At 63.2% G+C, this 21,232-nt stretch carries 18 protein-coding genes; 7 read left to right on the top strand and 11 right to left on the bottom strand.

Annotation, left to right across the window (positions count from 1 at the left end; genetic code table 11):
• Window position 1 precedes the first annotated feature (1 nt).
• The 4 genes from HNQ60_RS17930 to HNQ60_RS17915 are packed head-to-tail and all read right to left on the bottom strand — an operon-like array spanning window position 2 to window position 5,044.
• Window positions 2-1,120 (bottom strand): ABC transporter permease, encoded by a 1,119-nt coding sequence (locus tag HNQ60_RS17930; RefSeq protein ID WP_184334141.1) that lies wholly within the window; start codon window positions 1,118-1,120, stop codon window positions 2-4.
• The gene (locus HNQ60_RS17925) at window positions 1,117-2,256 is read right to left on the bottom strand and encodes an ABC transporter permease (protein WP_184334140.1); all 1,140 of its coding nucleotides are present in this window, start codon (window positions 2,254-2,256) and stop codon (window positions 1,117-1,119) included. Before HNQ60_RS17925 ends, HNQ60_RS17930 begins: the two co-directional genes overlap by 4 nt.
• Window positions 2,253-4,010 (bottom strand): ATP-binding cassette domain-containing protein, encoded by a 1,758-nt coding sequence (locus HNQ60_RS17920; protein WP_184334139.1) that lies wholly within the window; start codon window positions 4,008-4,010, stop codon window positions 2,253-2,255. Before HNQ60_RS17920 ends, HNQ60_RS17925 begins: the two co-directional genes overlap by 4 nt.
• The gene (locus HNQ60_RS17915; protein WP_184334138.1) at window positions 4,007-5,044 is read right to left on the bottom strand and encodes an HlyD family efflux transporter periplasmic adaptor subunit; all 1,038 of its coding nucleotides are present in this window, start codon (window positions 5,042-5,044) and stop codon (window positions 4,007-4,009) included. Before HNQ60_RS17915 ends, HNQ60_RS17920 begins: the two co-directional genes overlap by 4 nt.
• Window positions 5,045-5,118: 74 nt before the next feature.
• On the opposite strand from HNQ60_RS17915, the gene HNQ60_RS17910 reads away from it, so the two are divergent.
• Window positions 5,119-5,829 (top strand): TetR/AcrR family transcriptional regulator, encoded by a 711-nt coding sequence (locus HNQ60_RS17910; protein WP_184334137.1) that lies wholly within the window; start codon window positions 5,119-5,121, stop codon window positions 5,827-5,829.
• Between the two features lie 24 nt (window positions 5,830-5,853).
• On the opposite strand, the gene HNQ60_RS17905 is transcribed toward HNQ60_RS17910, so the two are convergent.
• The 5 genes from HNQ60_RS17905 to HNQ60_RS27935 form a co-directional block, all read right to left on the bottom strand.
• Window positions 5,854-6,657: a Cof-type HAD-IIB family hydrolase gene (locus HNQ60_RS17905; RefSeq protein ID WP_184334136.1), complete on the bottom strand. Its 804-nt coding sequence runs from the start codon at window positions 6,655-6,657 to the stop codon at window positions 5,854-5,856.
• Window positions 6,658-6,761: 104 nt separating this feature from the next.
• The gene (locus HNQ60_RS17900; RefSeq protein WP_184334135.1) at window positions 6,762-6,995 is read right to left on the bottom strand and encodes a hypothetical protein; all 234 of its coding nucleotides are present in this window, start codon (window positions 6,993-6,995) and stop codon (window positions 6,762-6,764) included.
• Window positions 6,996-7,060: 65 nt separating this feature from the next.
• Window positions 7,061-8,224, bottom strand: a complete 1,164-nt coding sequence (locus HNQ60_RS17895) for a trans-sulfuration enzyme family protein (protein ID WP_184334134.1) — start codon at window positions 8,222-8,224, stop codon at window positions 7,061-7,063.
• A 51-nt stretch (window positions 8,225-8,275) separates the two neighbouring features.
• Window positions 8,276-8,725, bottom strand: a complete 450-nt coding sequence (locus HNQ60_RS17890) for a hypothetical protein (RefSeq protein WP_221304269.1) — start codon at window positions 8,723-8,725, stop codon at window positions 8,276-8,278.
• Window positions 8,726-8,869: 144 nt separating this feature from the next.
• Window positions 8,870-10,885, bottom strand: coding sequence for a S8 family peptidase (locus HNQ60_RS27935; protein ID WP_184334132.1), 2,016 nt, complete (start codon window positions 10,883-10,885; stop codon window positions 8,870-8,872).
• A gap of 352 nt (window positions 10,886-11,237) precedes the next feature.
• On the opposite strand from HNQ60_RS27935, the gene HNQ60_RS17880 reads away from it, so the two are divergent.
• Both HNQ60_RS17880 and HNQ60_RS17875 read left to right on the top strand, forming a co-directional pair.
• Entirely contained in the window at window positions 11,238-11,783 is a 546-nt protein-coding gene (locus tag HNQ60_RS17880; protein WP_184334131.1) for a DOMON-like domain-containing protein, read from the top strand.
• Window positions 11,784-11,824: 41 nt separating this feature from the next.
• The gene (locus HNQ60_RS17875) at window positions 11,825-13,030 is read left to right on the top strand and encodes an exo-beta-N-acetylmuramidase NamZ family protein (protein WP_184334130.1); all 1,206 of its coding nucleotides are present in this window, start codon (window positions 11,825-11,827) and stop codon (window positions 13,028-13,030) included.
• A 3-nt stretch (window positions 13,031-13,033) separates the two neighbouring features.
• On the opposite strand, the gene HNQ60_RS17870 is transcribed toward HNQ60_RS17875, so the two are convergent.
• Complete coding sequence (locus HNQ60_RS17870) at window positions 13,034-15,055, bottom strand: MDR family MFS transporter (RefSeq protein WP_184334129.1); 2,022 nt, start codon at window positions 15,053-15,055, stop codon at window positions 13,034-13,036.
• An 867-nt stretch (window positions 15,056-15,922) separates the two neighbouring features.
• Window positions 15,923-16,114, bottom strand: coding sequence for a hypothetical protein (locus HNQ60_RS17865; protein WP_184334128.1), 192 nt, complete (start codon window positions 16,112-16,114; stop codon window positions 15,923-15,925).
• Window positions 16,115-16,148: 34 nt separating this feature from the next.
• On the opposite strand from HNQ60_RS17865, the gene HNQ60_RS17860 reads away from it, so the two are divergent.
• The 4 genes from HNQ60_RS17860 (at window position 16,149) to HNQ60_RS17845 (ending at window position 21,158) form a co-directional block, all read left to right on the top strand.
• The gene (locus HNQ60_RS17860) at window positions 16,149-17,000 is read left to right on the top strand and encodes a pectate lyase (RefSeq protein WP_184334127.1); all 852 of its coding nucleotides are present in this window, start codon (window positions 16,149-16,151) and stop codon (window positions 16,998-17,000) included.
• A 66-nt stretch (window positions 17,001-17,066) separates the two neighbouring features.
• The gene (locus HNQ60_RS17855) at window positions 17,067-17,876 is read left to right on the top strand and encodes a hypothetical protein (protein WP_184334126.1); all 810 of its coding nucleotides are present in this window, start codon (window positions 17,067-17,069) and stop codon (window positions 17,874-17,876) included.
• Window position 17,877: 1 nt separating this feature from the next.
• A complete protein-coding gene (locus tag HNQ60_RS17850; protein WP_184334125.1) occupies window positions 17,878-20,001 on the top strand; it encodes a WD40/YVTN/BNR-like repeat-containing protein in 2,124 nt (707 codons plus the stop codon).
• Window positions 19,998-21,158, top strand: coding sequence for a methyltransferase family protein (locus tag HNQ60_RS17845; protein ID WP_184334124.1), 1,161 nt, complete (start codon window positions 19,998-20,000; stop codon window positions 21,156-21,158). The genes HNQ60_RS17850 and HNQ60_RS17845 overlap by 4 nt, the downstream gene beginning before the upstream one ends.
• Window positions 21,159-21,232: the final 74 nt, after the last annotated feature.

The raw sequence follows: 21,232 nt of genomic DNA, 5'->3' as shown, positions 1-21,232 counted from the left end.
CCTACACCAGCCGGTGCCGGAACAGCCAGACGGCCGTCGGCAGCGTGATCGACGCGATCACGACGAGAGGCCACATGTCGTTGAAGAGGAGCGTGACGCCCGCACCCTCGAGATAGATTCGCTGCACCATCTCGATCGCGTAACGCAGGGGATTTGCCAGCGTGATGTACTGCATCGCCGTCGGCATGTTGCTGATCGCCGAAGTCAGGCCCGACAGCAGCATCATCGGCATCAGGAGCACGAACGTGTACAGCATCGCCTGCTGCATCGTCGCCGAGAACGCGGAGAGCGCCAGCCCGATGCCGACGGCGGCGGACATGAAGAGGATCAGGCCGAGATACAGCGTTGCGAGTGATCCCTGGAAGGGAATGCGGAACCAGAACAGCGCCAGCAGCAGGATGATCGACGACTGGACCAACCCGATGAGAATCGAGGGCACGGCCTTCCCGACCATGATCTCGGTCGGGCGCAGCGGCGTCACGAGCAGCTGATCGAACGTTCCTTGCTCACGCTCCCGCGCTACCGACAAAGCGGTGAGCATCAGGACCTGCAACATGCTCAGCGCCGCAATCAGGCTCGGGATCATGTTCCAGCGGGTCTCGAGGTTGGCGTTGTACCAGGCACGGGTTTCGATCGTGAGAGGCGATCGCAGCCCGTCGTGGCTTTGCCTCCAGTCGGCGTTGAACCGCTCGACGGCTGCACTGACGTAGGCCGCCGCTGTGCCGCCCGTATTGGAGTTGCGGCCATCGGTGATCGCCTGCACGGTAGCGCCCTGTCCCGACAGGATCCGCCGCTCGAAGTCGGAAGGAATGTGAACGACGAGCAGAGCGCGCTTGCGACTGATCGCGTCGCCGATCTCGCTCGCACTGTTCAGATTCATGACGCGATGGAATACACCGGAACCGTCGAGCCGCGCCATGAAGTCGCTCGACGCGCCGCTGCGATCAGCGTCGAGCAACGCATAGGCCACCTTGTCCAGATCGAACGTCGCGGCGTATCCGAACAGCAGCGACTGCAGCACGATCGGCAGAACCAGCACGATCCGGCTGCGCGGGTCCTTGAGCACCGCGATCAGTTCCTTGCGGATCAGGATGAGGATGCGATGCAGCGTCGCGTTCATCCGAGCACCTTGCGCGTGTTGCGCCGAGTCAGGGCGATCAGCACGACCGCCGCCGTGACGAGCACGGCGCAGTCCTTGATGAGCAGACCGCTCACATCACCGGCCAGGAACAGCGTCTGCAGCGCCTCCACGTAGTACGTCGGCGGGAGCACGCGGCTGATCCCTCGCACGACGGCGGGAACGCTGTTCAGATCGAAGATGAACCCCGACAGCATCAATGCCGGCAGGAAGCTGACGACGAGCGCGATCTGGCTGGCCAGGAACTGGTTCTTCGTCGCGGCCGAGATCAGCAATCCGAGGCTCAGCGAGACGAGCAGGTACACCATCGAGATGAAGATGATGAGCAGCAGGGAGCCGCGGATCGGAACGTGGAACAGGAACTTCCCCGCGAGCAGACACATCGTGAGTCCCGCGAGGCCGACCACGAAGTACGGCACGAGCTTGGCGATGATGATCTCGTTCGTATTGACGGGGGTGACGAACAGCGACTCGAGCGTGCCGCGCTCCCATTCCCTCGCCATGACCAGCGAAGTCAGCAACGCCCCGTTCAACGTCATGATGAGCACGATCAGGCCCGGCACGAGGAAGTGCGTACTGTTGTTCGCTTCGTTGAACCACAATCGTGTCTGCAGCGTGATCGGCGGCGCCGACCCGCTCTGACCGGCTGCTGCTCGCTTCACTGCCCATTGGCCGATCGCGCCCTGGGCGAACGCCTGCAACACGCGGGCACGATTCGCATCGACCCCATGAACGAGCACCTGAACCGTCGCGTGACCCGCGGCAAGCTGACGGGAGAAATCCGATTGCAGGTACACGATCGCATCGACTTCTCGCTTCAGCATCAGTTCCCGCGCGGTCTGCATCGAAGTCAGAGGAATCGCGGAGAAGTATGGCGAGAGATAGAAGCCGGCCACGACATCCTGCGCCGCCGGAGATGTGTCCTCCGTGACGATGGCCACGGGCGCATTCTTCACATCGAACGACAATCCATAGCCGAAGATCAGGATCAGCACGACGGGCAGGAACAGGCCCACCATCAGGTTGCTCTTGTCGCGAACGAGCTGGCGCGTCTCCTTCGTGACGAGCGCCTTCAGGCGCCGCCATGAAAGAGGTGCCTGTACAGCGGCGCCGCTCACGCAGCATCCTTCGCACGCACCTGGTCGCGTGACTTCTCGACGATGGCGATGAAGGCTTCCTCCATCGTCGCCACCGGATGAGACTCGTCGGCGGCTTGCTGCCGCACCTCGTCGGGAGTGCCGATCGCGAGCATCGTGCCCGCGTCCTGGATCATGATCCGGTCGCAGTACTCGGCCTCTTCCATGAAGTGCGTGGTGACGACGATCGTCGTCCCGTGATCGGCAAGCGAACTGATCCGACGCCAGAACTCGCGCCGGGCGAGCGGATCGGCGCCGCTCGTCGGCTCATCGAGGAAGACGATCTGCGGCTCATGCAGCAGCGCGGCAGCCATCGCCAGCCGTCGCTGGAAGCCGCCGGGCAGCTTCCCGGTCGCTGCACCGGCACGATTGCTCAGCTCGAAATTGTCCATGGCCCAGTCGATGCGCTCGTTCGCACGCGCTCCCCGCAGACCATACGCACCGGCGAAGAAGTCGAGGTTCTCGCGAACAGTGATGTCGCCATAGAGCGAGAACTTCTGCGCGACATAGCCAATGTTCTGGCGCGCCTCCGCGCGTGCCGTGCGCAAATCCGCGCCAGCCACCAGCAATGTACCGCTCGTCGCGGGGAGCAATCCGCACAACATGCGGAAAGTCGTTGTCTTGCCTGCACCGTTCGGCCCGAGAAGCCCGAACACCTCGCCGCGCCTCACCTCGAAGCTGGTGCGATTCACCGCCGTGAAGTCGCCGAACTTGCGCACGACATCGTGCGTCTCGATGACTACTTGCTCTCGATCCGGCGCGGGCTTATCCGCAAGCTCGATTGCTGCCCCGGCAGCGGGCTTCGCATTCGTCTGCTGTCGCAGCAGCAACATGAGCCCGTCCTCCAGTGTCGGCTCGGCGGGCTCGAAGGTCGCCTCGGGAATCGATTGCGCGCTTTCAGCTCGCAGGACTGCGCGGACCCTTCCGCCTTGGGGTACAGCATCGATTACGTCTTCGCGATCGATCAGGCGTGCCTGCAGCGCTCTCGCGGATTCGTTTTGCGTCGACGTTGCAATGAACGAGTGTCCGCGGGCTCTCGAGCTGATGCTGGACGGAACACCGTCCGCAAGCACTTTGCCTTCGTGCAACACGACAACGTGCGCACAACGCTCGGCTTCATCCATGTAGGAAGTGCTGACGACGACAGACAGCCCCTCGTTCTCCACGAGGCTGCTGACGATCTCCCACAGCTCGCGACGCGACAATGGATCCACACCTACCGTCGGCTCATCGAGCAGCAGCAGATCGGGCGAACGCACAAGCGTGCAGGCGAGTCCGAGCTTCTGCTTCATGCCGCCCGACAATTTTCCCGCCAGCCGTTCTCGAAACGGTGCCAGGGCGGTCATCTCCATCAGGCGCGGATAGCGCTCCTGGCGCTGCTCGACGCTCACGCCGTGCAGGTCCGCGTAGAGATCGAGATTCTCCTGCACGCTCAGGTCTTCGTAGAGGCCGAAGCGCTGCGGCATGTAGCTGATGCGATTCTGTATCTCCTGCGGCTGCGTGGCCGCGTCGAGGTCGAGGACGCGGAGCGTTCCCTCGTCTGTGCGCATCAGTCCCGCGACAAGTCGCAGCAGCGTCGTCTTTCCGGCGCCGTCGGGACCAACGAGCGCAGTCAGCTCGCCGTGACGCGCTTCGAACGAGACGCCGTCGAGCGCCGTAATAGACTCCTTCTTGTCGCGGGCGAACCGCTTGACCAGTCCGCTTCCGACGATTGCAACACCGCCGGTCACAGTCATGTCGCGCCGCCTGCCTGGGCCTGAGCCGGTGCCTGCACCGGTGCCGAAGGATCGATGGTCACGCTCGCCGGCATTCCGAGCCTCAGACGGTCTTCCTCGTCCTGGACGAACACCCGCACTTCATACACGAGGCTCGTGCGCAGCTCTTCGGTCTGCACTGTCTTCGGCGTGAACTCCGCGCTGGACGAGATGAAGCCGACCGTTCCCTGCAACGGCGAGCCTGCAGTGCCGTCAGTGGTGATGGTTGCCGGCGCACCGACTTTGATACGGCTGAGATCGACTTCCGATGCGTAGGCACGGACCCACTTCGGATGCGTGATCGCGATGGAGAAGACGGGGCGTTGCGGCGTCGCAAGCTCGCCGGGCTCCATCAATCGGTTGCGCACGACGCCGTCGGTGGGAGAAACCAGTTCGGCATCCGCAAGCTGCCGCTTCAACAACGCGAGATCGGCTTCCGCCGCATCGAGCTGTGCTTTCGCCTGGTCGATGTCTTCCTTGCGCGGGCCGGCCAGCGTGAGCTCGAGCGCCTTGCGGGCATTCTCAGCCTGGGCTTCACTCATACGCGCAGCGGTCGCCCCGGCTTCGAGATCCTGTGGGCTGACGGCGCGGCCTTTCGATTCGTCACTGATTCCGCGCAATCGGTCGAACTGGCTGCGTGCGTTGGCCGCCTCCGCTTCCGCAGCATTCACCGCTGCGCGAGCCTGGGCGATCTCCTCGGGGCGTGCGCCATTGCGCAACTTCCTCAACAGCTCAGCCTGAGCGGCTGCGCGCGCTTGCGCTTGCTGCACGCGGGGAAGAAGCCGGCCCGTGTCGAGGCGCGCGAGCACCTGACCTGCTTTGACGATGGAGCCCTCTTCCACCAGCACTTCCGCGATGCGCTCCGCGTCGTTGAACGGCAGATCCACCTGTCGCAGGTCGACATTGCCGTGCAGGACGACTAGGCCGGAGGCATCGTCGCGGCCAAAAATCCAGTAGGCAATCAGACCGAGCGCGAGCAGCCCAACGATCGCGACGGGGATGGCTTTCTTGTTCACCGGGGGAATCCTGCGGACTTGCAACTCGGTGAGAGTTTATTCAAAATCAAATTTGAATTACAACTGGATCGCGAATGAGCCGTTTGCGGAAAACCGAAACAGCCGCGCGCAGCAAGGCGGCGAAGTCCGTCGCAAAGACGCCTGCGCGGGAAGATGGAGCACAGACACGCCAGCAGTTGCTGGAAGTCGCGGGGCAGGTTTTTGCCGAACAAGGCTATTCGCGGGCGACGAGCAAGGAGATCTGCGAGCGCGCCGGCGCCAACATCGCCGCCGTGAACTATCACTTCGGCGGCAAGGATGGCCTCTACGCCGCAGTCCTGGAAGAAGCGCACGCCCGGCTCGTCAGTATCGACCTGGTCACGAAGGCCACGCAGAGCGATGCCGAGCCCGCCGAGAAGCTGCGGACGCTGCTGCGCCAGGTCGTGGGCGAAATCGCGAAACGCGATGAAGGCCGATGGGAACTGCGTGTGCTGAGCCGCGAAGTCCTCGCGCCTACGCCCATGATGGATCGCATGATCGCGAACCAGATCCAGCCGAAGCTGAAACTCGTCAGCACGATGATCGCTGGAGTACTGGGAGTGCCGGCCAGTCATCCTGCGGTGAGCCGCTGCACCGTCAGCATCATCGGGCCGTGCGGATTCCTGCTCATTACCGATCCGCAGTGGCAGAAGCAGGTGTTTCCATCCATGAACGCGGACCCCGAAACACTCGTCGATCACATGGTGACGTTCGCGCTCGGCGGACTGAACGCGGTGGCGGCGAATCTGAAGCGGGCGAAGCGGTGATCTATTGTGGCCGGAAGCGCACCCTCATCTCCGTGCGCTCGCGATCGCCATTTCCAGCGCCTGAGCAAGTCCGCCCTCATCGACGTGACCCACCGTGCGGCTCGCTGCCCTCAGTGCGGCGGGTGAAGCATTCGCCATCGCAATCGGATGCCCCGCCACTTTCAGTGCCGAGAGATCGTTGTCAGCGTCGCCGACGTACATCACGTCGCGCATGTCGACACCGTATTGGGCCGCGATGGTCTGCATCGCGCTGCCCTTGCTGACGCCGGCTGCCGTGATTCCGACAAAGGCCGTGTCGGGCATCAGCGGTGATGTCGAAGTCGCCAGCTCGAGGCCCGAATGCGATTGCGACATGAAGGCGTCGGCTTCGCCTTTCGGCAGCAACCATTGCCCGCGGACGATCGGACCGGGAAGCGATTCGAAGCGACGGATCTCGAACGGAACGCCCAGCAGCGCCGCGTGCTGCCTTGCCCATTCCGATGGGCTCTCGCTCGCATACTCGCGGTCGCTGTACAGCTCCAGGATGGCCTGGGTTCGCCGGGCCACGCTCACGAGCAAATCGACCGTGCCCGGCGGCAATGCCGTCGAACGTGAGCTGCCGGTCCTGAAATCGACGATGCTCGCGCCGTTCTGAAAGACATGCCAACCGGCCGGATCGAGCTTGCTCGCGAACTCGGTGGAGATACCGAACGCGGGACGTCCAGAACACAGGGCGAGGTGAATGCCGGCGGCACGCGCCCTCTCCGCGGCTGCCCATACCGATGGATTCACGGAACCCGAAGACCCCACCAGCGTGCCGTCGACGTCGATACCAATCAGCCGGATCAAGGCAGGTCCTCTGGTTACAAATTCTGGGGTTGCGAATCTTCGAGGGCTACAGGTCAACCCGTCACCGCGGTCAATGTTCCTGACCCTGCATTGCACTCATGCCATCAGGGATCGCGCTCGGAGATCCCGCGATTCTTGCGCTCTCCGGCTTCCTGTTCGATCTGCGATTGCGGCGGTGGAGGCGGCATCCTGCCGGAGCTGAGAAAGAGCAATGCCCATCCGAATCCCGCGCCGACCGGACGCTTTCGTGACGACCGTCTCGATCGCAAATAACGCCAGATCGCGATCCCGACGATCACGTCCGCGACCAGCACCAGCACGACCCATGGTTCGGGCATCGCCCGCACTCCCTTGTTGTATCAGGAAGAGATGGGGAACCGCCGCGGAGATTGCAAGGCCAGGCTCAGCCGCCGAGCGCCGTCCGCAGATCTTCGATGAGATCGTCCGCGTCTTCGATGCCGATGGACAAACGCATCGTCGTGTTCGCCACAGCGGCCCATGTGCGCTCCTGGGGATTCAGGTCGCGCGGGAGCATGAGCTGTCCCGGCTGAATCAGCGATTCAGTGGACCCGAGACTCGCTGAGATGGCGAACAACTTGAGCGCCTTCGAGAAGACAGCAGGATCGACCGCACCGTCGCGCAATTCGAATGTCACGATCGTGCCGAAATCGTGCGTCTGCGCGACAGCCAGTGCGCGTTGCGGATGCGATTCGAGGCCGGGGTACGAAACTCTTGCTACGGCCGGGTGACCTTCCAGGAATTTCGCGATCACCGCGGCGTTCGCGCAGGCGCGCTCGTATCGCAGGAAGTAGGTCTTGAGGCCCCGCTGGATCATGAACGCCGTGTGCGGGTCGAGCGTCGCCCCGATCACGATGGCATCCGATTTCATCGAATCGATGATCGCCTTGCTCGCGATCACGGCGCCGCCCATGACATCGCCGTGGCCGGACGCGTACTTCGTCAGGCTGTGGACGAAGATGTCGATGTCGAACTGTCCGTGGTTGTGAAATCCCGCGAACGTATTGTCGAGCAGCGTCAGTGCGCCGTGCTTGCGTGCCGCCGCAGTGATCCGCGAGATGTCCGCCACCTTCAAAACCGGGTTGGTCGGAGACTCGAACAGTACGACGCGCGTAGGCGTACTCGAGACGACGGACTCGAATGCGTCCATGTCGTCGATCGACAGAACCGTGTGGCGCACGCCGTAGCGGGCAAGCAGACGGCGCACGACGGTGCGGCTCGGCTGGTACGACTCGGCGAACAACACGACGTGATCGCCCTGGCGACACAGCGACAGCAACGCCACGCTCACGCCGGCGATGCCTGACGCAGTCAGCAAGCACGCTTCCCTGCCCTGCAGCTCTGCAAGGGTCAGTTCGAGCTGCCTCAGCGTCGGATTGGAAACGCGCGAGTACTGGAAGCCGTCGCGCTCGCCGCGTGATTGCAGCTGCGACTGTTCGACGTCGTCGAACGTGAACTTCACCGACTGGTAGATCGGAGCGACGAGCGGCCGGTTATCGTCCGGAAGCCGGACCGCGGGGGGATGATTGACTCGGGTCCGGGATTTCATGAGCTGCGCCGTCACGGAAGGGCCGGCGCAAGAATCCCATACTCGGAAGCGTCAAGACAGGCCCGGGAGATCCTCGCGCGTCAGCCAGCGCTCCGCCTCTTCGATTTCGAAGAACACCCGCAGGCCCGAACGCGACACGTTGTTCTCGGTGAGCTGCTCATACATGCGCGCCATGCCGAACTCGAGCGAACGACCCACCACGATCGCCTGGCGGCCGATATCGCTGTTGCCGCTCAGGAACCGGGTGTACTCCATCATGTCGTCGTACGGAATGTCGACTTCGGCCGTGCGCAGATCCGCCAGGATATTGAGCTTCTTGCGGTAGGCCGGATCGGCCCACATTGACGACGCGAGGTCGCGCAACTCGGCGGCAGTGACTCGCCCCCAGAGGGTCTGGCGGATGAGATTGAGTTCGGGATGAATGGTGTACTTGAAAGGCATCGCAGTCGGTGGCGAACGAATCCCTGTTGCGTCGGCCGTTTCCGCGATAGGGGCCTCCACGCGATCCAGCATACTTTGCCGGGCAAGAACAAGGAAAACCAGTTGCCGGAATTGTGACGTCGAGCGCGGGTGTCAAGCATTCCGGCACCGGCAGTTTACAGAGCGGGGAAGCGGCGCGTCGAGAAACGCGCCGCTTCATCACCATTACGGTGTCTTCACGCACAGACGGTACGAGCCGCTGCCGCTGTACGCCAGCACTCGCCAGCGGTACGTATTGGCTGCGCCGTTGTAGTCGATGCTTTCGGTCGACGTCGACCCTTCTGACCGCGCTGCAACGACCCAGCTGCTGCCGCTGCGGCGCTGCAGGAAAAGATCAAAGTCCGCGCCGCCCGGACCAGTCAGCCGCCCGGAATGCAGTCCGGCGACGGCGGAGAATCCGGCGGACGTCGGCAGGTATGCCGAACCACCGCTGCTCAGGCTGCCCGTGTAGCTGGTGAACCCCGCGGCGCACCCCGAGCCGCCTGTCGAATAGCTTCCGCGAAGCGTGAGACCGGAGAAGCTCGAATACCCGCGGACCATGACGTGATACGTGCCGGTCTGCGGCGCTGCGATCGTGCACGTTTCGCTGTTGCCACCCAGGTACGGACGGCAGTCATACGTCGACGTCGTCGGCGCCGAACCGAATCGCACGTAAAGATCCGCATCGCCGGTGCCGCCCGAGATCTGGAACTGCAGATTGGTCGCGCCGGCGGGTACATTCATCGTGTAGCGCAGTTCCGCGCCGGTCCCTCCGGAGAGATTGCTCACTGCCACGCCGTTTTGCAGTTCGGAGCCGCCGCCACCTCCGCCGCCTGTTGCAGCATTGACCGCAGCAAGCGCATCGACGATCCCGGTACCGCACTGACTGCATGAAGCGGGGAACGCTCGTGTCGAACTGCGCAGGCGAGTCTCGACTTCGTCGGGCGTCAGCGCACCGTTGCGCGACAGCATGAGCGCAACGACACCTGCGACATGCGGTGTCGCCATCGACGTGCCCTGGTAGAACTCGTAGTTATCGCTGCCGGGCGTCGTCGCGCCGCTGTTCAATGTCGACAGCACGCCGTTCGCTGTAACCGTCGTATCGCCACCCGGCGCGGCGACATCGACCACCGCACCGAAGTTGGAGTACCAGGCACGACCGCCGTTTCGGTTCACCGATGCAACGGTGATCACGCCCGAGCAGCTGGCGGGACTGACGTTGGCAGCGTTCTGCTGCTCGTTGCCCGCGGCGACGACGACCACCGAACCGCGCGAGCGGGCCGAGTTGATCGCGTTCTGTGTCGTCGTGTCGCAAGAGCCCTGCCCGCCGAGCGACATGCTGATGACGCGGGCAACGTTCGAGTTCGCCGGCACGCCGCTCACCGCGCCGCCGGACGCCCAGACGATCGCGTCAGCGATGTCGGACGTATAGCCGCCGCAGCGGCCCAGGACTCGCAGCGGCAAGACCCGAGCACCGAAGGCGACGCCAGCAACACCGGATCCGTTGTTGCTCACTGCCGCGACCGTGCCGGCGACATGCGTTCCGTGCCAGCTCGAGTCGGACGCGCCAGGGTCGGGAGGACATTGCCCTGCCGTGTACCAGTCACCCGGGTCCTGAGCATCGGTGTCGCGCGCATTGCCGTCGTTGCCGACGAATGAATCGCTGATGAAGTCGTAGCCGCCCACGATGTTGGCGACGAGATCGGCGTGCGGTCGATAGCCCGTATCGAGCACCGCGACCGTAATGCCCGCGCCGGTCGTGATGTCCCAGGCGGGCGGCAGATTGAGACCGCCATTCGCTTCGTAGTAGTGCCACTGCTCGGCGTATCGCGAATCGTTCGGCGTGAGCAGCCGCTTCATCATCCGGTCTTCTTCGGCGTACTCGACACTGGGATCGGCCCGCAGCGTCGTGACCAGATCGTTCAGCTCCTGCTGCGTTACGCGCCGCGAGAGTCGACGCACTTCGGCACCGGTCGCGGTCGTACGCAGCGACGTCGTCGCTACGCCGATCCTCGCCTCGGCATCAGTAACGACCCGCGACGCCGTCGTGGACTGAGCAGCTATGCCCGCCCCTCGCCACTTGACGATCACGCGTTGCGGTGGACCGTCCGTCGACTGCGCCAGTGCAGTCCCGACGGAGAACGCGAACACCGCGGATGCGGCGGCCGCACAAGCGAAAGCAGATCTCAACGAGAACTTCATGACGAACCTCCATGCCTGTCGGGAACCTGCGATTCCCCGGCTATGACTTGAGTCATGCGCTTACGCGCTCCTTGCCCCCGGAAGAGACGGCACCCCGATGCCGGCGCCCGCTCTCGTGCCATGGAACGGCTTTCTTGAATGCGAGACGGGCGTGGCAGGTTTAATACGCCGCACGCGGAAAATTGGCGATAAGACTTTTGACTGCACGCCTCGTGAGCGCTAACGATGCCGTGAATGTATGCATCGATCGGCGGCGGCGGGAGAAATCTCAGCGGAAAGTTCTCCCGCAGCCGCGCCAGTGGGATACTGCCGGAAACTTCCAGGCTCCTCGCACCCCGAAATCTGCGCAGCCATGCCAATCTTCGCTCTGCAACCGCATCCGTCGACGCCCTGTTCTTTCGTCATGGAAGTGACGGCACGCGTCGATCGCGACACCGATGGCGCACTGCGTTGTGTGTACGAGACACGCGGCGATATCGCACGCCTGAGAATTCCACCGACAACGGAACCCGTCCGGACCGACGGGCTCTGGCGCCACACCTGCTACGAAATCTTCGTGCGCAGCCCGGGCTCGGACATCTACGACGAGTTCAATTTCTCGCCCTCGGGAGCGTGGGCGGCCTATCGATTCGAGCGCTATCGCTCCGGGATGGTCGAACTCGAACTCGGGCAGCCGCCGCGGATTGCCTGTGAGCGACGCGACGATCGATTGACCGTGAGCGCAAGCGCGGGGGCTTCTGATTGTCCGGGCAGCCCCCTGCAGATTGCCGTGTCGGCAGTGCTCGAAGACCAGGACGGGCGCATCTGCTACTGGGCGTTGCGTCACGCCGAAGGCAAACCGGATTTCCATCACGCAGCCGGTTTCGCCGCAGTCCTTGCAGCATCGCGACAGGCCTAGACTGCTATCCTTCTTCAATCGTTCATCGGCACCTACATCCCATGCTCTTCGGCATCGATCGTCTGCTCACTGAAGCCCAGTTGCGCGACCCTCTCAAGGGACAGCGCATCGCTTTGCTCGCTCACCCCGCATCGGTCACACAGGATCTGACCCATTCGCTGGATGCCCTGGCGGCAATCCGCGACCTGAAGCTCTCCGCGGCGTTCGGCCCGCAACACGGGCTGCGCGGCGACAAACAGGACAACATGATGGAGTCGCCCGACTTCACCGACCCGATCCACGGCGTTCCCGTGTTCAGTCTCTACGGCGAAGTGCGACGACCGACGCCGGCGATGATGGACACGTTCGATGTGATGCTCGTGGACCTTCAGGACCTCGGCTGCCGCATCTACACGTTCGTCACGACGCTGCGCTACGTGCTCGAAGCCGCCGCACTGCATCGCAAGTCCGTGTGGATTCTTGACCGGCCGAATCCCGTCGGTCGGCCGATCGAAGGCTTCCGTCTTCGCGCCGGCTGGGAAAGCTTCGTTGGCGCCGGACCGATGCCGATGCGGCACGGCCTCACCCTCGGCGAGCTCGCACAGTGGTTCGTGACGACGCTGAAGCTCGATGTCGACTACAAGGTCATCACGATGCGTGAATGGCAACCGGCTCTGGGACCCGGATATGGCTGGCCGCTCGGCGAGCGCACGTGGGTCAATCCGAGCCCGAATGCACCGAATCTGTGGATGGCCCGTTGCTACGCGGGCACAGTGATGCTCGAAGGAACGACGCTGTCGGAAGGTCGCGGCACGACTCGGCCGCTCGAACTCTTCGGCGCGCCCGATCTGGATATCAATGCCGTGCTCGCGGAGATGCATCGTCTCGCGCCGCAATGGCTGGAGGGCTGCCGGCTTCGGCCCTGCTCGTTCGAGCCGACGTTCCACAAACACGTCGGCAAGTTGTGCGCGGGACTCCACATTCATGTCGAAGACGGCAGTTACGCTCACGAAGCATTCCGGCCGTGGCGATTGCAGACGCTTGCGTTCAAGGCGATCCGGCGGCTGTATCCGCAGTATCCGCTCTGGCGCGACTTCCATTACGAGTACGAGAAAGATCGCCTTGCGATCGACGTGATCAACGGCAGCGCGCTGCTTCGCGAATGGGTCGACGACCCGAATGCAGCACCCGCCGATCTGGATGCAGCAACGATCAGCGACGAGAATGCATGGCGCGAGGAGCGCGCCGCGTATTTGCTTTACAGCTGACGATCACGTCTCTTTCGCCGGCTGGTGCGAGCGCAGCGGCAGTTCAGGAATGAATGCGACGATCAGCACGCCGAGCAGCACGATCCATAGCGCCCGGCTCAGCATGTGCGTGATCGAATCGGAGAACGCTTCCTTGATTCCGTGACTGACCTCGCCAGTCAGTCTCTCCGCGTACTGAACCATCCCGGCTTTGATCGCTGCCAGCGCTTGTGCGGACACTGCAGCGACGCGCGCATCTTCCTGGGCAAGGATCGACCTGCGAAACAGCGGCAGCACGCCTTCCAGCGACTCGTGATTGCGCAGTGCGCGCTCCGGAAGGTTCGCAAGCTGCTGCTTCAGCTTCGGCGACAGATCCGGATCGGCGAGCAACGCCTCGCGACCAGCGAGGCCTTCACGCAGTCCAGCCTCGACTCGCGACGCCCGCTTCTCGAGTTGCTCGCGCACTTTCGCCCGGATGCCCCCGTTGCGCAGAGGCGCTTTCACGGCGTCGGGCAACCTTGGATCTGAAAGCACATCGGCGATTGCCGTCTCGTCTTCCGCGTAAGCCCGCTCGATCACAGCGAACCGCTTCTCGAGCGCCGCGTCGACATTGGCGCGAATTCGATCGCCGCTCATTGCCTGACTCTGCGCGTGACTCAGGTCGATCTCATGGGCCGACATGCCGGGCATCAGCGGCACGTGCTTCGGCAGCTCCATCGTGAGGCTGTGCGTAAGGAACGTGCCGAAGATGGCCACACCGACCGTGGAGCCGATCTGGCGGCTGAACTGACTCATGCTCGACGCGACGCCGAGTTGCGTCATCGGAACGGCGTTCTGGATCACCAGGCTGAACAGGCTCTGCGCCGGTCCCAATCCGATACCGGTGATCGCGAGTCGCCATCCGAGGTCCCGTGCGGTTGTATCCGGCCCGATGCCGCTGAGAACCAGCACACCGACCGCCAGCAGGATGCCGCCGCCGACCATGAAGAGCTTGTAGCGCCCCGTGCGCGTCACCATTCGTCCGCAGATCGTGCTGCTGAGGATCATGCCCGCCATCATCGGCAGCAGTGCGACGCCGCTCTGCGTCGCGTTGATGCCCTGCACGACCTGCATGTAGAGCGGCATGAACATCACGACACCGAGAAACGCCATGCTGACGACGAACGAAGCGAGTACGGCGATGCGAAACGTTTTGATGCGGAACAGGTGCAGCGGCAGGATCGCGTCCTTCGTCCGGCCTTCGACCCACAGAAAGATGACGAACGACAGGGCGCTCAGCGCGAAGAGCCCGACGATACGCGGCGATCCCCAGGGATACGACGTTCCACCGAGCGTCAAAGCCAGCAGGAGCGGTGTGAATGTGAGCACGACCAGCAATGCGCCGACGTAGTCGACTCGCCCGCCCTTGCCGACTCGCAGATTCGGCATGCGGTAGAGAATCATGAACAGCGAAACCAGCCCGAGCGGCAGGTTCACATAGAAGACCCAGCGCCAGCCGGCCACTTCGTGATTCAGCAGCGTGACGGTGCCGTGGTCGGTGAAGAAGCCGCCGATGAACGGTCCGATCACGGTCGCCAGGCCGAACACCGACCCGAAGACGCCGAACAACCGGCCGCGCTCACGAGGAGGGAACAGGTCCGCGATGATGGCGAACGTCATCGACATGAGCGCGCCGCCCCCCAGTCCCTGGATGGCCCGGAACACGATCAGCTGCATCATTCCGCCCCCAAGGAGCGGCAGATCGCCGAACTCCCCGCTCAGGCCGCAAAGCGCGGAGCCGACGAGGAACAGCACTACGCCGGTGATCAGAATCGGCTTGCGGCCGTACAGGTCACTGAGCTTTCCATAGATCGGAACGGCCACGGTCGACGTCAGCAGGTAGGCCGTCGTGACCCAGGCATACATTCCCATGCCCTGCAGCTGCTCGATGATCCGCGGCATCGCGGTCGACACGATGGTCTGATCGAGCGCGCTCAGCAGCAGCACCACGGCCAGCGCCGTCAGAATCAGGCGCTTCTCCGCGGATGTCACGGTGTAATCGGTCAAGCAGGATCCTTCGACGCTGCACACCCAGCGAAGTCGTCACGGCACAGGATTACGCGATCGTCATGCTGCGTGTCTTCTCGGGGAGTGCAGTCACGACGCTTTCGCGCGCAGAACGATAGCCGAAGCCCGCGGCAAAGGCGACGCGCCCGTTCACGCTTCGCGGGCTACCAGAAACCCTCTTTGTCTCAAGCCACGCCAGTCCTGTCTGTTCGAGGACATTTTTGGCGATTCTTGACGCTCCTCCAAGCCGTCGACGACGGCTCGCGGCGAGATCGGCCTGCTGTCCGCTGGACGTCGGCGACGAGCCTCCAGCGCACGATCGTTTGCGCATCCGCTGCGCACGGATCGACTCGGCGCGGCGGAGAAACGGCAATTGCCGATTCGCCTTGCATCGATGCAACGAAACCCGACGCGCTCCAGATCGTTGCCTTGTCAATGAGATGGCCGGCGAATTTCAGAAACCATCGCAGCGGAATCGGCGTGCCGATTTTTTCCTAAGTGGGACACGCATTGCGTTTCTTCGAAAGCTGTTGTTAGCGTCCGTGACACCGGTGTCAGGCTTCGGCGATGAAATTTGCCACCGGTGTCACGGCCCGAATTGTCGCATTCTGACTTGTCTCGCGAGACAGCGACTTTTCAGGTTTGTCTAGGGGGAGCGCGTCCACGGCCGGGCAAGCGTTGCATCGGCCCGCCGCGTCTCGATGCAGGAAAGCAAATGGAGGTCGATATGTTTCGAAGAATGTTGTTCGGCGGTCTGCTGATTGCCGCAGCCGCCACAGCGTACGGCGCCACCGACTACCCATCCGGGTATACGAAGTGCGCCAAGGACGGGGAAACGTGTTCGTTCAGTGGCACGCGCTCGGTCGCCTACGGGAAATCAGGCACCTTCGTGTACGCGACGTTGACGGGACCCATCACCTGCTCGGCGTCGCTGTTCCCATCGATCAGCGTCGGCAGCCCGCGGTACTGCTCGTACTCGGGCACTTCGTCGTCGAGCTCGAGCTCCAGCTCTTCTGGCGGCGGCAGCGGCTCCATCAGCCTGACGGCTAGTGGCGGCAATGCCCAGGCTGCACTGTCATGGAGCCTGAGCGGCGTGACCGCAGGATCGCAGGAGGTGTACTTCGACACCGATTCCGATCCGAACGGCCGCGTGCGCATCGCGAGCGTTTCGAGCGGCGCCAGGAGCTACACGGCTACCGGGCTCTCGAACGGCACGACGTACTGGTTCTGGATCAAGAACACGACGGATGGTGTCGCCACCAACTCGAACGCCGCGTCAGCCACACCTTCCGGTGGAAGCAGCAGCAGCAGCAGCAGCGGCGGCGGTGGAGGCATCACCGGCGCGACCTGCTCCTCGACCGGCAGCGTGAGCGTGTCCTCGACGATCCGGGTGACGAGCGGGACGTACGACGGCGGTTGCCGCACGTACAACCCGACGTCCGATCTCGGCTCGGGCGACCAGGACGAGGGCCAGGATCCGGCGTTCCGCGTGGAGAACGGCGCGACGTTGCGCAATGCCATCCTCGGCAACAACGGCGTCGACGGCGTGCACTTCTACAACGGCGGCAACCTGGAGAATTTCCGCTGGACCAACGTCGGCGAAGACGCGTTCACGATCAAGTCTTCCGGCACGGTGAACATCACCGGCGTAACTGGCGTGAGCGGCGAAGACAAGTTCGCGCAGATCAACGCGGCATCGACCCTCAACATCTCGAACTGCATCGTCGACGGCATGGGCAAGTTCCTGCGCCAGAACGGCGGCACGACGTTCAAGATCACCGTCAACGCGGATCGCTGCCAGATCTCCAACATGGGCGAAGGCATCTTCCGCACCGACAGCTCGAGCAGCGTGGCGCGCCTCACCAACAGCCGTCTGCGCAATTCGGGAACGATGTGCATCGGTTCCTGGGCGAGCTGCACAGGGTCGGGCAACACCAGCTACTGAAGATCTCTTGCGATGGTTTGCCGGGGGCAGCAATGCCCCCGGCGCTTTCATTCCGGAGAACAGCTCATGCGGACCACGTATGGAGCAATCGCTGCCGCCATCGTCATTGCGGCCACAGGGAGCTGGTGGGTCGTCGGTGATCGCGAGCAGATAGCATCGAGAATCCTGCCGCCACCGGCCCGATCACCGGCAGTCGCCGATCGGAAAATCGCCGCGGACCCGTTCGTCGAACCGCAATCGTCGCGTGTCGTCACGTCGGCGGACGATGCGCTCGCGCCTTATGCATCGGAGAAATACCAGTTCCTGCTGACAGGCATGTTCGAGAAACCCGTCGACGAGCGTCTGCTGCTCGATGCCTTGTTGGAGCGTGAACGCATCGCGGTTCACCTGAACACGGCGCGCCAGAGCCACGACGATCCCGTTCGACGCACGATTCCCGATCTCCAGGCGAGAGTGGTTGAAGCGGATGGCCAGATACGAGCCTTGCTGCATCCGACCGACTACGCAGCCTATGAACTGCTGAAGGATTCGGATATCGAGCAGTATCAACTCGGCGACTACGCCGCCGGCATCAGCAACGTAGCACCATTGAGCCCGGCCGATCGCCGCGCGATCCTGCTCACGAAGCTCAACTACAAGCGCTACTTCCGCCAGGTGCTGTTCGACTCCGGTGTTCTGAACCCGGATCTGAGCCCTGCGGAAAAGCAGCAGGCAATCGCCGGCATCAGCCGCGCGCTGGAGGAATACAAGAACAGCTATCTCGAAGAAGTTCGCCAGTATCTTTTCGATGACGAGCAGTACGCCCTCCTCCGCAACTACGAATCGAGCGAGTTCGAAGCCGAGCTTGCCAAGCTCCGCTCGATGGCAGGAGGCTGACATGGCGTCCCGTCTGGCGTTGTCGATCATTGGGTTGACGCTCGCCGCTCACGCGACCGCGGCTCCGAGCAAGGGCACTTCGCAAGACGCCGTTGCGCCGCCCGAATACACAGCCCAGGTCATCAACCCGGAGCTCACCGGCGGACTGCATGTTGCGACCACGCATCTCGTATGGGGTACGGACGGCACGGTTCTGCTATCGACCGACGGCCGCGGCTGGACGCATGCGCTGACGTCCATTACCGCGGATCTCGCGCACGCGGCGGCTGACCCAACGGGCAAGGTGATCGTTGCCGTCGGCGCGAAGGGAACAATCATTCGCTCGACCGACGGTGGTCGCCGATGGCAAGCGACCAACAGCGATGCGTTGAGCGCCGATCTGAAAGCTGTCGTCCACCAGTCATCGAGGAATGCATGGATCGCGGCGGGCACGCAGGGGAAAATCCTGCGCTCGACCGACGATGGCGCATCCTGGCAACTGGTTCAGTCGAATCTCGGCACCACACTCCTTGCGCTCTTCGTGGACCCCGCGACCGATCTCCTGCTGATCGGCGGCGAGAACGGCCTGGTCGGATCGTCGCGCGATGGCGGCGCAAGCTGGCAGCTCACGTGGATTGCCATGTCTGAGCCGCGCACGCCGATCTCTGGCTTTCATCGTCATGATCGATTGCTGCTCGCAACCAGCGCGCTCGGACGATTCCTCACCTCGACCGATGACGCGAAGAGCTGGGATCTCCTGCAGTCGCAGACCCGCGCATTCTTCACGGACAGCGCGTTCGACGGCGGGCATCGAAGCACAGTCCTGATCGGGCACGACGGAACCGTGCTTCGGTCGCCGGACGGCGGTGAGACGTGGAAATCAGATGTGATCGCCGTCGATGGCTCATCACGGTATCTCAGTGCCGTTCGCTACGATCGCCGCGGCAAGTCGCTCATCGCTGTCGGTCACGGGGGTCTCGTCGCGAGATCGACCGACGGCGGCGTGCATTGGACGCAGGGATCACCGGGCGTCGGTGGGAATATCGATGGTCTCATCGAGACCGCATCCGACGAGCTCGTCGCGTTCGGCAACGGCGGTCAGCTGCTCGCCTCCACGACTTCCGGCGCAAGCTGGACGACACTGCGACCGAATCTCGACTTCTATCTGCGGGAGATCACGACCACACCGCGAGCGAGCGCCTTTGTCGCCACAGGGCAGCTCGGAACCCTCCTGCGTTCTGCCGACGGCGGGACCTGGCGCGAACTGCCGACTCGTTATCCGAATCCGCAAACGCCGCCTGACCTGCGCGCACTCGTTGCAACAGAAGACGGACTGATCGCAGCGGGACCGCCTGGCGCGATCCTGCGTTCCGACGCGACTGGCGAGAACTGGTCCTTGCAGCACTGGACTCCAATCGAAGACGGGCGCGCGTTCCCGGCTGTAATCGTCGACACGCATCGCAGCGCAATCGTGACGGTCGAAGCGCATGGCGCCATGCGTGTCGCTCGCAGGGACTCGAATGAATGGGACCAGGTCGATGTCCCCACCGATGGAGAATTCTGGCAAGGCGCCGTGCTCGAACACGACGGCATGATGATCGTCGCGGGAAAAGCGGGCACCGTCGCCCGCAGCAACGACTCCGGCAAGCATTGGCATCGCGTCGACGCAGCGACAAAGCAGGACTTGTTCGGCGCCTTCGCCGATGACTCGCGAGGAACGCTGTACTTGATGGGCCATGGCGGAACGCTGCTGCGGTCAACCGATAGAGGCACGACATGGTCACGCGTCGACAGTGACACGACCCAGCCATTGCGGCGGATGCTGCGCGATCCGCGTTCCGGGGCACTGATCTGCTTCGGAGGTAACGGCGTCATCGTGCGCTCGATCGACGGGCAGCGATGGCAACGCATGTCGAGCGGCGTGAGTGTCGAACTCCGCAAGGACCTGATCGAGCCACGCACGAACAATCTTCTGATCGCGGGCCGCCAGGGCGTCATCCTGCGATCGACGGACGGCGGACTCACGTGGGCGCCGCTGAACACCCACACGACACGAAACTTCACGAGCATCGCCGCCAATCGCACTGGCGAACTCGTCGCTGTCGGCGAACGCATCGTCCGCCTGACACCCCGGAGCCAGCCATGAGTACCGTGAGCTCGGATATTCCGTTCTCAGCATCGACGCGTACCACGTTCCTCGCACGGCGCTTCATTGCGAACTACCTGTCGACACTCGTGTTCATCGGCCTGTCGTACTGGATGGTGACACGGGTCAGCAACTTCCATCGCGGCATGCTGCAGAGCCAATGGCAACTCGGCATGTTCGGCATCGACGTCGTCATCACCGTCCACGCCGTGTTCGTCGGTCTGCTTGTTTTCTACGCACTGGCGCTGATCCCCTACTACGCCGCCTATCCATGGATGCATTCGAAGAGCCTGGTCTTTCTGCGAGGGATCTGGCTGCTGGTCGTGCATCCGCGCTCGCGAACGACGGCGCCCCCAGCTGATCCGATGCAGCTTCCCCTGAAGCGGACATTGACGCGCTCGATCAAACAAGCCGGGCTTGCCCTGCTGCTGAAGTTCTTCTTCGCGCCGCTCATGATCAACTGGTGTCTCGGTCACGCGGGCGACCTGGCCGCTTCACTGATCCACGTGTTCGATCAGATTCGCGAAGGCACTTGGGGACGCATGCTCTTCGACAGCACGCTCTTCTGGGCCGCGTTCCAGCTGATCCTCTTCATCGACACCCTGCTGTTCACGCTCGGCTATCTCATCGAGCTGCCGGCGCTGCGCAACCGTATCCGTTCGGTCGACCCGACATTCTTCGGCTGGTTCATCTGCCTCGCGTGCTATCCGCCGTTCAACGATTTCACGATGCGCTGGCTGCCGTGGCAAAGCGCCGACTTTCCGTTCTTCGGCAACACCGCGATGCATCTCGCAGTCAACATCACGCTGCTCGTGGCGCTCGCCGTTTTCTCGTGGGCCTCCATCGCCCTGGGATTCAAAGCGAGCAACCTCACGAATCGCGGAATCGTCACGCACGGCCCGTACGCATTCGTCAGACATCCCGCATATGCAGCCAAGAACCTCGCATGGTGGCTCGGCGCTCTGCCCGGCCTGCTCATGACGATGCAGATGGGCAATGTCAGTGGTTTCTTCTTCTCGCTGTTCGCACTGTTCGGATGGACTGCAATCTACGCACTGCGCGCCATCACAGAAGAACGCCACCTGCTGATGGGTGGCAACGGCTACAGCAAGTACATGAAGAGAGTCCGCTGGAGATTCATCCCGGGCCTTCTGTGAAAGCCTCATTGCGGCGCTGCGGAACGTCCGCAGTTCTCGCTCCCTCTGGCTAGCCGCTCATGGCTGGCCGGCTA

The organism is Povalibacter uvarum, from assembly GCF_014202975.1.
Taxonomy (GTDB): Bacteria; Pseudomonadota; Gammaproteobacteria; order Steroidobacterales; family Steroidobacteraceae; genus Steroidobacter; species Steroidobacter uvarum.
The sequence above is the reverse complement of the archived record's forward strand: the minus strand, read 5'-3'. Positions and strand labels throughout refer to the sequence as shown.